Source organism: Citrobacter sp. RHB36-C18, assembly GCF_013814485.1.
Taxonomy (GTDB): domain Bacteria; phylum Pseudomonadota; class Gammaproteobacteria; order Enterobacterales; family Enterobacteriaceae; genus Citrobacter; species Citrobacter braakii.
Genome location: NZ_CP057125.1, coordinates 4831899 through 4843970, shown reverse-complemented (window position 1 = coordinate 4843970; position 12072 = coordinate 4831899). Strand labels below are relative to the sequence as shown.

Here is a 12072-nt window from a genome sequence, read left to right as displayed (position 1 = left end):
GGCGGACTCCACTCGAACAAAAGTCGATAAATGACAAAGGCTGAAACATTCATGATTGTTGACGCACATCGACAAGACCCTATGCAAAGGGTGACGTGCGAATTGCTATCTGCAATTTTTACCCGATCAGGATCCATTGAAACGATCAGGACCGCGGATCATAGCGTAAACTGAGAAAGAGATCTTCTGTTTCTCACAGATTCTTCCCGATTTATCCACAGGATGATCCAGAATCGGCTAAGTGTAAACGATCCTGGAGAAGTGCTGCAGGTTTTAGCGCGCATATTGAAAAAATTAATGAGTAAAGATGCTTTACTGCTTAAACGATCTAATAAAGATCCCGAGCGATCCTTGCGCTTTATCCGCCAGCCCGTATAATTCTTACCCCCAGCGAGTAACGGTCGCCTTACGGCGTCAACGCTGCCTGTTTTATACGCGAAACCATGCGGAAAAAAGCGGGAAATAAGGAAAGAGAATTGACTCCGGAGTGTACAATTATTACAATCCGGCCTCTTTAATCACCCACACTGTGGCGTAAGTCGTTCGAAATTCGTTCGGGTATACGCAAAAGTCAGTGAATTTATTCAAGTTTAGGTAGAAATCGCCATGAAACGCACTTTTCAACCGTCTGTACTGAAGCGCAACCGTTCTCACGGCTTCCGTGCTCGTATGGCTAATAAAAATGGTCGTCAGGTTCTGGCACGTCGTCGTGCTAAAGGCCGTTCTCGTCTGACCGTTTCTAAGTAATAAAAGCTAGCCCCTGAGTGGTTAAGCTCGCATTTCCCAGGGAGTTACGTTTGTTAACTCCCACTCATTTCACATTCGTCTTCCAGCAGCCACAACGGGCTGGCACGCCGCAAATCACCATCCTCGGCCGCCTGAATTCGCTGGGGCATCCCCGTATCGGTCTTACCGTCGCCAAGAAAAACGTTAAACGCGCGCATGAACGCAATCGGATTAAACGTCTGACACGTGAAAGCTTTCGTTTACGTCAGCACGAACTTCCAGCAATGGATTTCGTGGTGGTGGCGAAAAAAGGGGTTGCTGACCTCGATAACCGTGCTCTCTCGGAAGCGTTGGAAAAATTATGGCGTCGCCATTGTCGCCTGGCTCGCGGGTCCTGATAGCCCTTATTCGGGTCTATCAACGCCTGATCAGTCCGCTGCTTGGGCCGCATTGCCGTTTCACTCCAACCTGCTCGAGCTACGGAATTGAGGCATTGCGCAGGTTTGGAGTGATAAAAGGCAGTTGGTTGACGGTGAAACGCGTATTAAAATGCCACCCTTTACACCCTGGTGGTGACGATCCCGTCCCGCCCGGACCATTTGATACCAGAGAACACTAACGATGGATTCGCAACGCAATCTTTTAGTCATCGCTTTGCTGTTCGTGTCTTTCATGATCTGGCAAGCCTGGGAGCAGGATAAAAACCCGCAACCTCAGGCCCAACAGACCACGCAGACAACGACCACCGCAGCGGGTAGCGCCGCAGACCAGGGCGTACCGGCCAGTGGCCAGGGGAAACTGATTACGGTTAAAACTGACGTGCTTGATCTGACCATCAACACCCGTGGTGGTGATGTGGAACAGGCTTCACTGCCAGCTTACCCGAAAGAACTCGGTTCTCCCGAACCGTTCCAGTTACTGGAAACCACGCCACAGTTCATCTACCAGGCACAGAGTGGCCTGACAGGTCGTGACGGCCCGGATAACCCGGCTAACGGCCCGCGTCCGCTGTACAACGTCGAAAAAGACGCGTTTGTACTGGCTGACGGTCAGAACGAACTGCAGATCCCGATGACCTATACTGACGCAGCGGGTAACACATTCACTAAAACGTTTGTACTCAAGCGCGGTGAATATGCTGTCAACGTTAACTACAGCGTGCAGAACACCGGCGAAAAACCGCTGGAAGTCTCCACCTTTGGTCAGCTGAAGCAATCCATCAATCTGCCATCTCATCGCGACACTGGTAGCAGCAACTTTGCGCTGCACACCTTCCGTGGCGCGGCGTACTCCACGCCGGATGAGAAGTATGAGAAATACAAATTCGACACCATTGCTGAAAACGAAAACCTGAACGTCAATGCTAAAGACGGCTGGGTCGCAATGCTGCAACAGTATTTCGCAACGGCATGGGTTCCGCGTAACGACGGCACCAACAACTTCTATACCGCTAACCTGGGTAACGGCATTGCCGCTATCGGCTATAAATCACAGCCGGTACTGGTTCAGCCTGGCCAGACTGGCGCGATGACCAGCACCCTGTGGGTCGGCCCGGAAATTCAGGATAAAATGGCGGCAGTTGCACCGCACCTGGATCTGACCGTGGATTACGGCTGGTTGTGGTTCATATCTCAGCCGCTGTTCAAACTGCTGAAGTGGATCCATAGCTTCCTGGGTAACTGGGGCTTCTCCATCATCGTTATCACCTTTATCGTTCGTGGCATCATGTACCCGCTGACTAAAGCGCAGTACACCTCCATGGCGAAGATGCGTATGCTGCAGCCGAAGATTCAGGCTATGCGTGAGCGTCTGGGCGATGACAAACAGCGTCAGAGCCAGGAAATGATGGCCCTGTACAAAGCTGAGAAGGTTAACCCGCTGGGCGGCTGCTTCCCGCTGATCATCCAGATGCCAATCTTCCTGGCGTTGTACTACATGCTGATGGGCTCCATTGAACTGCGTCATGCGCCGTTCGCTCTGTGGATCCATGACCTGTCTGCACAGGACCCGTACTACATCCTGCCGATCCTGATGGGCGTAACGATGTTCTTCATTCAGAAGATGTCTCCGACCACCGTGACCGACCCGATGCAGCAGAAGATCATGACCTTTATGCCGGTCATCTTCACCGTGTTCTTCCTGTGGTTCCCGTCAGGTCTGGTGCTGTACTATATCGTCAGCAACCTGGTAACCATTATTCAGCAGCAGCTGATTTACCGTGGTCTGGAGAAACGTGGCCTGCATAGCCGCGAGAAGAAAAACTCCTGATACTAGTCGCAGGGGCGTTGGCTGAATTTGCTTGCCGCCTTCCTGCAACTTGAATTATTTCGAGTATTCACGGTAAAGTTAATGCCAGAGAAGGCGGTCATTAGACCGCCTTTTTTACATTTACAAGAGAGCTATCATGAACCATAACGACACCATCGTCGCTCAGGCCACCCCACCGGGACGTGGTGGCGTGGGTATCCTGCGCATCTCCGGCCTGAAGGCGCGCGAGGTTGCAGAAACCGTACTGGGGAAACTACCAAAACCGCGCTATGCCGACTATCTTCCGTTTAAAGACGCGGATGGCAGCACGCTGGATCAGGGAATTGCCCTGTGGTTCCCCGGTCCGAACTCCTTTACCGGTGAAGATGTTTTAGAGCTTCAGGGCCACGGCGGTCCGGTGATTCTCGATCTGCTGCTCAAACGTATTCTGACCATTCCCGGGCTGCGCATTGCCAGACCGGGTGAATTCTCCGAGCGTGCGTTTCTCAATGATAAGCTTGATCTGGCCCAGGCAGAGGCAATTGCCGACCTGATCGATGCCAGCTCAGAGCAAGCCGCTCGCTCGGCGCTGAACTCGTTGCAGGGCGCATTTTCTGCACGGGTAAATCATCTTGTGGAAGCGCTCACTCACCTGCGCATCTACGTGGAAGCGGCGATCGACTTTCCGGATGAAGAAATCGACTTCCTGTCTGATGGCAAGATTGAAGCGCAGCTCAACAACGTTATCAGCGATCTCGATGCTGTTCGTGCCGAAGCGCGTCAGGGCAGCCTGCTGCGCGAAGGGATGAAGGTGGTCATTGCCGGTCGCCCAAATGCCGGGAAATCAAGCCTACTGAACGCGCTGGCAGGTCGTGAGGCGGCCATTGTGACCGACATTGCGGGTACGACTCGCGACGTACTGCGTGAGCATATTCATATCGACGGTATGCCGCTGCACATCATCGACACTGCCGGCCTGCGCGATGCCAGCGATGAAGTTGAACGCATTGGTATCGAACGCGCGTGGCAGGAAATTGAACAGGCCGACCGCGTTCTGTTTATGGTTGATGGCACCACCACCGACGCCGTGGACCCGGCTGACATCTGGCCAGACTTTATTGCCCGTCTGCCAGCCAAACTGCCGATTACCGTGGTGCGTAACAAAGCGGATATTACCGGTGAGACGCTGGGCCTTAGCGAAGTAAATGGCCACTCACTGGTTCGCCTATCCGCACGTACCGGTGAAGGCGTTGACGTGCTGCGTAACCATCTCAAACAGAGCATGGGCTTTGAAACCAATATGGAAGGCGGCTTCCTGGCGCGCCGTCGTCACCTGCAGGCGCTGGCAGAAGCGGCGGAGCATCTCGAGCAGGGTAAAGCCCAACTGCTCGGAGCATGGGCCGGAGAATTGCTGGCAGAGGAACTACGTCTGGCGCAGCAGAACCTCAGTGAGATCACCGGGGAATTTACCTCCGACGATCTGCTGGGAAGGATTTTCTCCAGCTTCTGTATTGGCAAATAACGTTCTGTTGCCCGGTGGTGCGATGCCTACCGGGCCTACAGTACCCGTAACTCGGATAAAGCAAAGCGGTTATCCGGCTACAAGTAATTTCCTATATGGAAATCACTGTTGTCCAAATGGCAACTCGTGCAGTTGACTCTCTGCCCGTATGCTTAGCGCCACATTCCTCATGAGGTCGCTATGACACGCTTTCTAATCTGCAGTTTCGCCCTGGTGTTACTCTATCCCGCGGGTATTGATATGTATCTGGTGGGGCTGCCCCGTATTGCTGCCGATTTACAGGCCAGCGAGGCGCAACTGCATATCGCGTTTTCGGTTTATCTGGCGGGAATGGCGACGGCGATGCTGTTTGCCGGGAAAATTGCCGACCAGTCAGGACGCAAACCCGTCGCTATTGTCGGCGCCCTCATCTTTATTTTCGCCTCTGCGCTGTGTTCATTCGCCGAAAGCGGTACGCCGTTTCTCACAGGCCGCTTTATTCAGGGCGTAGGCGCAGGCTGCTGCTATGTGGTGGCTTTCGCCATCCTGCGCGATACGCTCGACGATCGCCGCCGGGCGAAGGTACTGTCGCTGTTGAACGGTATCACCTGTATCGTGCCGGTACTGGCACCGGTGATGGGGCATCTGATTATGCTCAAATACCCGTGGCAGAGCCTGTTCTACACGATGATCGGTATGGGGGTGGCCGTTTGCTTGCTGTCAGTGTTTATCCTGCGAGAATCGCGCCCAGCGACGCTCCCGGCATCTGCAGAGAAGAACCACCTATCTGAATCGCTGGTGAACCGTTTTTTCTTAAGCCGCCTGGCCATCACCACTCTCAGCGTGTCGGTGATCCTGACCTTCGTGAATACTTCGCCGGTGCTGTTGATGGAAGTGATGGGCTTTGACCGTGGTGAGTACGCCACCACGATGGCCATGACCGCAGGCATCAGTATGGCGGTCTCGTTCTCTACGCCATTCGCCCTGAGCGTGTTTAAACCTCGCGTTCTGATGCTGACCTCACAAGTGCTATTTCTGTCTGCCGGCGTGGTGTTAACCCTTGCCAGTACGCACATGATGACGCTGTTTGGGCTGACCTTAATCTGTGCCGGGTTCTCGGTCGGCTTCGGTGTCGCGATGAGCCAGGCGCTGGGACCTTTCTCGCTGCGTGCGGGCGTTGCCAGCTCGGCGTTAGGTATTGCGCAGGTTTGCGGTTCCTCGCTGTGGATATGGCTGGCGGCGGTGCTCGGTCTTGATGCGCTGAATATGCTGATCGGGATTCTGATTGGCTGTAGCATAGTGAGTATCATGCTGATTATCACAGTTGCACCTAACCGGTCCACGCCAACTCATGAAGAAATCCCTCAGCAGTCTCGATCTTAATTTATTGCTCTGCCTGCAGCTGTTGATGCAGGAACGCAGTGTTACCAAAACAGCCAAACGGATGAACGTCACGCCGTCGGCAGTCAGCAAGTCGCTGTCTAAACTGCGGGCCTGGTTTGACGATCCACTGTTTGTAAACACCCCGCTGGGGCTAACGCCCACACCGCTGATGGTCAGCATGGAACAGAATCTGGCAGAGTGGATGCAGATGAGCAACCAGTTGCTGGATAAGCCACACCATGAAGCGCCGCGCGGGCTGAAGTTTGATCTGGTGGCCGAAACGCCGCTGGTGATGATCATGTTTAACGCGCTCTCCCGACAGATCTATCAGCGTTATCCCCAGGCGACGATCAAAATACGCAACTGGGACTATGATTCGCTGGATGCAATTATTCGCGGCGAGGTGGATATCGGCTTTACTGGCCGGGAAAGCCATCCGCGTTCGCGTGAACTGTTGAGTTTGCTGCCGTTGTCGATCGACCATGAAGTGCTGTTTTCCGATCTCCCCTGCGTCTGGCTACGTGAAGATCATCCGGCATTGCAGGAAGAGTGGAATCTGGACACATTTCTGCGCTATCCGCACATCAGCATTAGCTGGGAGCAAAGCGATACCTGGGCGCTGGATGAAGTCCTGCAAGAGATGGGGCGCGCGCGCAATATTGCGTTATGTCTGCCCGGTTTTGAGCAGTCGCTGTTTATGGCCGCCCAGCCGGATCACGCGCTGATAGCCACAGCTCCGGTTTATTGCCAGCGTTATAACCAACTCCACCAGCTTCCGCTCGTGGCGCGTCCTATGCCTTTTGATGCCGCGCAGCTGGAAAAAATGCGCGTACCGTTCACCCTTCTTTGGCACAAACGTAACAGTCATAATCCTAAGATCGTCTGGTTGAAAGACACCATCAAGGCGCTTTATCGCGATATGTCCTGACGTTGCACCGCCACTTTGTTGCTAAATCGACTATTCTGGCAACAGAAATGTAAATATCGCGTAATGTATTCTATTTCAGCTTACTTTTTGGGCAGCAAAGCCTGCCTGGATGCCGCGTAAATGTTACTCTGGTAATTATCACGGACCATTAATCACGGAGCGAAAAATGGCGACACATTTTGCCAGAGGGATTCTTACGGAGGGACACCTGGTTTCAGCTCGCCTCCCTTCTCCATGTCATATCGAAGCAAGAGATCTCCCCGCTCATCGCCGAACACGTTTCCTGGCTTCCCGAAGTTTACTCGCTGAACTGATGTTTATGCTTTACGGCACCAGTACGCTGCCCGAGATTGTTACTCAGGCCAAAGGTAAGCCCATTTTTCGCGATAAGAACCTGCCGGGATTTTCGATTTCTTATGCCGGGAATATCGTTGGCGTTGCGCTAACAACTGAAGGAACGTGCGGGCTGGATATGGAACTGCAGCGAGCTACCCGCAGCTTTCACCATCCGCATTCAACGGAAACATGGCGCTTCTCCAGCAACGAAAATCTGTGGATCAATAACCAAAACGACCCCAACGAAGCACGCGCGCAGCTCATTACGTTGCGCCAGAGCGTACTCAAACTCACCGGCGATGTAAGCAATGATGATCCGCACGAACTCCAGCTTTTACCCGGCGCAGGACGTCTGAAATGTGCCCATGTTGCGCAGGTTGAAGCCATTTGCGATGCGGAAGATGTTCTGGTGTGGTCGGTTGCGGTTACGCCAACCATTGAAAAACTCAAGGTTTGGGAGTTTGATGGTAAACAGGACTGGAAAAGTTTGCCTGATATCCAGACCCGCGCCAATGAGCCTACGGGTCGTCTGATCCGGTTCTCTCAATTATGCGCAGCGAAGAGCCATACGCTTTGATTTAACCTTTATGATGAAACAGGAGTCACCATGTCAGAAACATTGAATGTTGTTACGTTACTGGGAAGTCTGCGCAAAGGTTCGTTTAATGGAATGGTTGCCCGTACGCTGCCCAAGATTGCTCCAGCAGGAATGGAAGTCAACGCGTTGCCATCAATTGGTGATATCCCACTGTACGATGCCGACCTCCAGCAGGAAGAAGGTTTTCCGGCAAGCGTAGAAGCGCTGGCAGAGCAAATCAGGAAGGCTGACGGTGTCGTCATCGTGACACCGGAATATAACTATTCCGTGCCTGGCGGACTGAAGAACGCCATCGACTGGCTGTCCCGCCTGCCGGATCAGCCATTATCGGGTAAGCCGGTGCTGATCCAGACCAGCTCCATGGGCGCCATTGGCGGCGCGCGCTGCCAGTACCATCTGCGTCAGATCCTGGTGTTCCTCGACGCCATGGTAATGAATAAACCGGAATTTATGGGCGGCGTGATTCAGAACAAAGTGGACCCGCAGACAGGTGAAGTGATCGACCAAAGTACGCTGGACCATCTAACCGGCCAACTGACCGCATTTGGCGACTACATCCAGCGTGTGAAAGCCTAAAAGAAAAAGCCCGCTGGCTGCAATGCCTGGCGGGCCGTATCCGGTTATCAAATTTGCCTGATGGCGCTGCGCTTATCAGGTCTACACGCCTCGCGCAGCACCGTCTCAGCTGCAATTAATGCGCGTCGATAAACACAATCTTCAACACAAACAGCAGTGCGACAACGATGACGCATGGGCTGAGATCGCGGAAACGTCCGGTACCGATTTTCATCACACAGTAGGAAATAAAGCCCAGCGCGATACCTTCGGTAATCGAGAAGCTAAACGGCATCATCACGGCGGTAATAAACGCCGGAACGGCTTCAGTCAGGTCATCCCACTTCACGCGTGACAGGCTTGATGTCATCAGGACGCCAACGTAAATCAGCGCACCAGCGGCCGCATATCCCGGTACCATTCCCGCCAGCGGCGACAGGAAGATAACCAACAGGAACAGCAGGCCGACAACTACCGCGGTCAGGCCAGTACGTCCACCGACAGAAACTCCGGAAGAAGACTCGATATACGCGGTAACGGAAGAAGTACCGATAAACGCACCAGCAACCGATGACACGCTATCCACATACAGCGCCTGCTTCATACGCGGAAACTTACCCTTCGCATCCGCCAGACCGGCTTTATCCGTGACGCCAATTAGCGTACCGGAGGAGTCGAACAGGTTGACCAGCATGAACGAGAAAATTACGCCCGCAAGACCAATGTTAAACGAACCAGCCAGATCAACATGCCCGATAACGGACATTACGCTCGGCGGCGCGGAGACGATCCCGTTGTAATGGACATCGCCCAGCATCCAACCCAGCAGCGTGGTCACAATGATAGAGATCAGTACCGCCGCATGGATGTTACGTGAAGCCAGAATCGCGATGATAAAGAAGCCCAGAATACCGAGCAGTACGCTGTGGGACGTCAGGTTGCCAATAGACACCAGGGTGTCTTGGTTGGCGACGATAACACCAGCGTTTTTCAGCCCCATCATGCCGATGAACAGACCAATACCGCTGGTGATCCCCACGCGCAAACTAACCGGGATGTTGGCAATCATCCAGTAACGTACGCGGAAAATCGTCAGTAGCAGCAGACCTACCGCGCCCCAGAAGATTGCGCCCATACCGATCTGCCATGACAGGCCCATCGCGCCAACGACCACGAAGGCGAAAAACGCATTCAGACCCATAGCAGGCGCAAGTGCGACCGGCAGGTTGGCAAACAGGCCCATCAGGATGCTACCAAATGCAGCAATCAGGCAGGTGGTCACAAAGACGGCGCTGGTATCCATGCCAGCCACGCCAAGAATTTGCGGGTTAACAAAAACGATATACACCATCGTCAGGAAGGTGGTTAAACCGGCGATCACTTCGGTCCGTGCCGTCGTGCCATGTTCGCGCAGTTTGAACACGCGTTCCAGCATCCCCTGGCCAGAAGCCTGGGTTGTGTGTTGTTGACTCATTATCAATTTCCGAACAAGGAGGGAAAATTCGTCGCTATCCTATACCAAAATGCGACAATAGGGTTGGGTTATGAGCAACTTTTTTCATTGATTTTGCTTATACGGCAACGATTGCGTCGCCCAATAATGCATTACGAAAACGTTAAACTTGTTAAAACGGAAATGACATGTCCCAGATAGAAGCCGTATTTTTTGACTGTGACGGTACCCTTGTCGACAGTGAAGTGATTTGTTCTCGCGCGTATGTCAGCATGTTCCAGGCGTTCGGCATTACGCTCGATCTTGAAGAAACTTTTAAACGCTTCAAGGGGGTAAAGCTGTACGAGATCATCGACATTATCAACGAAGAGCACGGTGTCGAACTGGCAAAAGCCGAATTAGAACCGGTTTACCGCGCAGAGGTCGCACGTCTGTTCGATACGGAACTGGAGGTGATTGCCGGTGCCAATGCGCTGCTGGACAGCATGACCGTCCCTATGTGCGTGGTATCTAACGGTCCGGTCAGCAAAATGCAGCACTCGCTGGGTAAGCTGGGTATGTTGCACCATTTCCCTGATTTACTGTTCAGCGGCTACGATATTCAACGCTGGAAACCCGATCCGGCCCTGATGTTCCATGCGGCGAAAGCGATGGACGTTAACGTTGATAACTGCATTCTGGTTGATGACTCCAGCGCAGGTGCCCAGGCGGGGATTGCTGCAGGGATGGAAGTGTTTTACTTCTGCGCCGATCCGCATAACAAACCAATCGATCATCCAAAAGTGACGACGTTTACCGATCTGGCGCAGTTGCCAGCGTTGTGGAAGGCGCGGGGTTGGAATATTACGCGATAAATAAGCAACCATTACACAATCTGCGTTCGCGGAAAAAGATAACCCCACCGAAAACAGCGGGGTTATCGTTCTTTTTCAAGTCAGCGCTTATTTGGTGAGGCCATTAACAAAATGGCTGCAATATTCCCCGGCCACACGCTGTTCCGGGTTGCTGCTGGTTGTCAGGTCAACATAGGTGTAAGACGAAGGATTGTCGCGGTTAAAATCCCAGATACCGATAAAATTCATGCCATTCTGTTTGGCAAAGGTGGCCAGCGTATCGGCATCATGAAGTTTAAACATGCTACCATCGTCATTCATACCTATCATCGGTGTAACCGCCACCGCCGAGTAGCCGCCGCTCACTGACAGAGAGGCTAACTGACTGGCGATGCTGCGGGCTGCGTCAACCGCAGATTTACCCATATCAGCACGATACTGCGCGCTGTAATAATCCATTGCCATACCGTTTACCACAAACGTTAATCCGGTATTATGCGCTTGTTTTACAATATTCACCCCAGTACTAGTTAAACCGGTTGGCATGGTGGGCAAAGTAAAGGAAATAGCGACTTCTGGATTATTTTTAGTTACCACTTTCAGCGCTTCACAAATATTGCTGATATTATACTGACCATTTTCCAGATCAAAATCCAGGCCATATGCAGAATAATCATCAATAAAAGACTGGTAAATTTCAACCAATTCGGAAGTGCTAAAATAGGTTGATATATCGCTATTCACCGCGCCGCCAAAAGAAATAATAACCTTTTTACCGGCCGCATTGAGATCGTTTGCTAACGGCAATGCCCAGTCCATCGGCATGGTGTCCTGGGCAGCCCAGCAGGCTTTTTTGTTCGCTGATAAAGTAATAAAACCAAATACCAGACCGTCTACCTCCCACGCTTTAGCTTCCTGAGAATAAAGCGGATTTGGACGGCCATTGGGATAATCTTGCCAGTCAGACCATTCTGCATTTACGGTGACATCTATAAACGGGGTATAAAGCGCCTTCATATTTCACCTCATTATTTTTTCATATTAATCAATAATGCCAGAAAACTATTTATCTGGTCTCTGGCTGAGGTGATGCTATATTTTCAGAAGCGGATAATTTATGACGATGGTCACACCCAAATGGTTCATGATAAAAACAAATATTTAATGATAGATATTATCATAGCAATGATGATTATCTGATAAATCTTGTCAGAAGCAGATGCCGTATAAGGGGTTTGAGGGTCAATGGGCAATTCGTGGAAGTTGTCGATCTCCATACGCTGAGGATTGGCATCCGGGAGCAGCAGTTGCGCGGCTGCCAGCGCAATGCGCCGTTTAGGTCGGGTTGGTGATCGGGTTGACATCAATATGCCTGGTGAGCAGTTACAGATTACCTTCAGGTTAGATTTTCAAGTCTGTATGCGTGGCCCGGTACATAAAATCGCCAGCCTTCGCCAGGTTGGCCTACTGAGCCTCGGTTGTGTGGTGCTTATCGCCGTGCCCATATCGTCG

12 protein-coding genes and 1 pseudogene are annotated in these 12072 nt (G+C 52.3%); 11 read left to right on the top strand and 2 right to left on the bottom strand.

Features of this window, described 5'->3' with window-relative positions; genetic code table 11:
• Positions 1-606: 606 nt before the first annotated feature.
• From rpmH to HVZ52_RS22870, 9 genes are all read left to right on the top strand, one after another.
• Positions 607-747, top strand: coding sequence for a 50S ribosomal protein L34 (gene rpmH, locus HVZ52_RS22910; RefSeq protein WP_003023858.1), 141 nt, complete (start codon positions 607-609; stop codon positions 745-747).
• A 17-nt stretch (positions 748-764) separates the two neighbouring features.
• The gene (gene rnpA / locus HVZ52_RS22905) at positions 765-1124 is read left to right on the top strand and encodes a ribonuclease P protein component (RefSeq protein ID WP_003844432.1); all 360 of its coding nucleotides are present in this window, start codon (positions 765-767) and stop codon (positions 1122-1124) included.
• Positions 1088-1345, top strand: coding sequence for a membrane protein insertion efficiency factor YidD (gene yidD, locus HVZ52_RS22900; protein WP_003023846.1), 258 nt, complete (start codon positions 1088-1090; stop codon positions 1343-1345). The genes rnpA and yidD overlap by 37 nt, the downstream gene beginning before the upstream one ends.
• 2 nt (positions 1346-1347) lie before the next feature.
• Positions 1348-2994 (top strand): membrane protein insertase YidC, encoded by a 1647-nt coding sequence (gene yidC, locus HVZ52_RS22895; RefSeq protein WP_181598723.1) that lies wholly within the window; start codon positions 1348-1350, stop codon positions 2992-2994.
• A 136-nt stretch (positions 2995-3130) separates the two neighbouring features.
• A complete protein-coding gene (gene mnmE, locus HVZ52_RS22890) occupies positions 3131-4495 on the top strand; it encodes a tRNA uridine-5-carboxymethylaminomethyl(34) synthesis GTPase MnmE (protein WP_016155071.1) in 1365 nt (454 codons plus the stop codon).
• A gap of 180 nt (positions 4496-4675) precedes the next feature.
• On the top strand, positions 4676-5857 hold the full coding sequence (locus HVZ52_RS22885) for an MFS transporter (RefSeq protein ID WP_046276205.1): 1182 nt from the start codon (positions 4676-4678) through the stop codon (positions 5855-5857).
• Positions 5826-6785 carry an HTH-type transcriptional regulator YidZ gene (gene yidZ / locus HVZ52_RS22880; RefSeq protein ID WP_016155073.1) on the top strand — a complete coding sequence of 320 codons (960 nt, stop codon included), beginning with the start codon at positions 5826-5828 and terminating at the stop codon, positions 6783-6785. Before HVZ52_RS22885 ends, yidZ begins: the two co-directional genes overlap by 32 nt.
• A 166-nt stretch (positions 6786-6951) precedes the next feature.
• Positions 6952-7698, top strand: a complete 747-nt coding sequence (locus tag HVZ52_RS22875; RefSeq protein WP_016155074.1) for a 4'-phosphopantetheinyl transferase superfamily protein — start codon at positions 6952-6954, stop codon at positions 7696-7698.
• A gap of 30 nt (positions 7699-7728) precedes the next feature.
• On the top strand, positions 7729-8295 hold the full coding sequence (locus HVZ52_RS22870) for an NADPH-dependent FMN reductase (protein WP_003827046.1): 567 nt from the start codon (positions 7729-7731) through the stop codon (positions 8293-8295).
• A gap of 115 nt (positions 8296-8410) precedes the next feature.
• On the opposite strand, the gene adeP is transcribed toward HVZ52_RS22870, so the two are convergent.
• The gene (gene adeP / locus HVZ52_RS22865; protein WP_016155075.1) at positions 8411-9748 is read right to left on the bottom strand and encodes an adenine permease AdeP; all 1338 of its coding nucleotides are present in this window, start codon (positions 9746-9748) and stop codon (positions 8411-8413) included.
• A 167-nt stretch (positions 9749-9915) separates the two neighbouring features.
• On the opposite strand from adeP, the gene yieH reads away from it, so the two are divergent.
• Positions 9916-10581, top strand: coding sequence for a 6-phosphogluconate phosphatase (yieH, locus tag HVZ52_RS22860; RefSeq protein WP_104651921.1), 666 nt, complete (start codon positions 9916-9918; stop codon positions 10579-10581).
• Between the two features lie 87 nt (positions 10582-10668).
• On the opposite strand, the gene HVZ52_RS22855 is transcribed toward yieH, so the two are convergent.
• Complete coding sequence (locus HVZ52_RS22855; protein WP_181598722.1) at positions 10669-11577, bottom strand: chitinase; 909 nt, start codon at positions 11575-11577, stop codon at positions 10669-10671.
• A gap of 221 nt (positions 11578-11798) precedes the next feature.
• On the opposite strand from HVZ52_RS22855, the pseudogene HVZ52_RS23125 reads away from it, so the two are divergent.
• A pseudogene (locus HVZ52_RS23125) lies at positions 11799-12012 on the top strand (diaminopimelate epimerase); the annotation flags it as partial.
• Positions 12013-12072 lie beyond the last annotated feature (60 nt).

Excerpts from the sequence above, each read along its gene's own strand:
- rpmH (WP_003023858.1), top strand. The coding sequence starts at position 607 with ATGAAACGCACTTTTCAACCGTCTGTACTGAAGCGCAACCGTTCTCAC.
- yidD (WP_003023846.1), top strand. The coding sequence starts at position 1,088 with ATGGCGTCGCCATTGTCGCCTGGCTCGCGGGTCCTGATAGCCCTTATT.
- yidC (WP_181598723.1), top strand. The coding sequence starts at position 1,348 with ATGGATTCGCAACGCAATCTTTTAGTCATCGCTTTGCTGTTCGTGTCT.
- mnmE (WP_016155071.1), top strand. The coding sequence starts at position 3,131 with ATGAACCATAACGACACCATCGTCGCTCAGGCCACCCCACCGGGACGT.
- HVZ52_RS22885 (WP_046276205.1), top strand. The coding sequence starts at position 4,676 with ATGACACGCTTTCTAATCTGCAGTTTCGCCCTGGTGTTACTCTATCCC.
- yidZ (WP_016155073.1), top strand. The coding sequence starts at position 5,826 with ATGAAGAAATCCCTCAGCAGTCTCGATCTTAATTTATTGCTCTGCCTG.
- HVZ52_RS22875 (WP_016155074.1), top strand. The coding sequence starts at position 6,952 with ATGGCGACACATTTTGCCAGAGGGATTCTTACGGAGGGACACCTGGTT.
- HVZ52_RS22870 (WP_003827046.1), top strand. The coding sequence starts at position 7,729 with ATGTCAGAAACATTGAATGTTGTTACGTTACTGGGAAGTCTGCGCAAA.
- adeP (WP_016155075.1), bottom strand. The coding sequence starts at position 9,748 with ATGAGTCAACAACACACAACCCAGGCTTCTGGCCAGGGGATGCTGGAA.
- yieH (WP_104651921.1), top strand. The coding sequence starts at position 9,916 with ATGTCCCAGATAGAAGCCGTATTTTTTGACTGTGACGGTACCCTTGTC.
- HVZ52_RS22855 (WP_181598722.1), bottom strand. The coding sequence starts at position 11,577 with ATGAAGGCGCTTTATACCCCGTTTATAGATGTCACCGTAAATGCAGAA.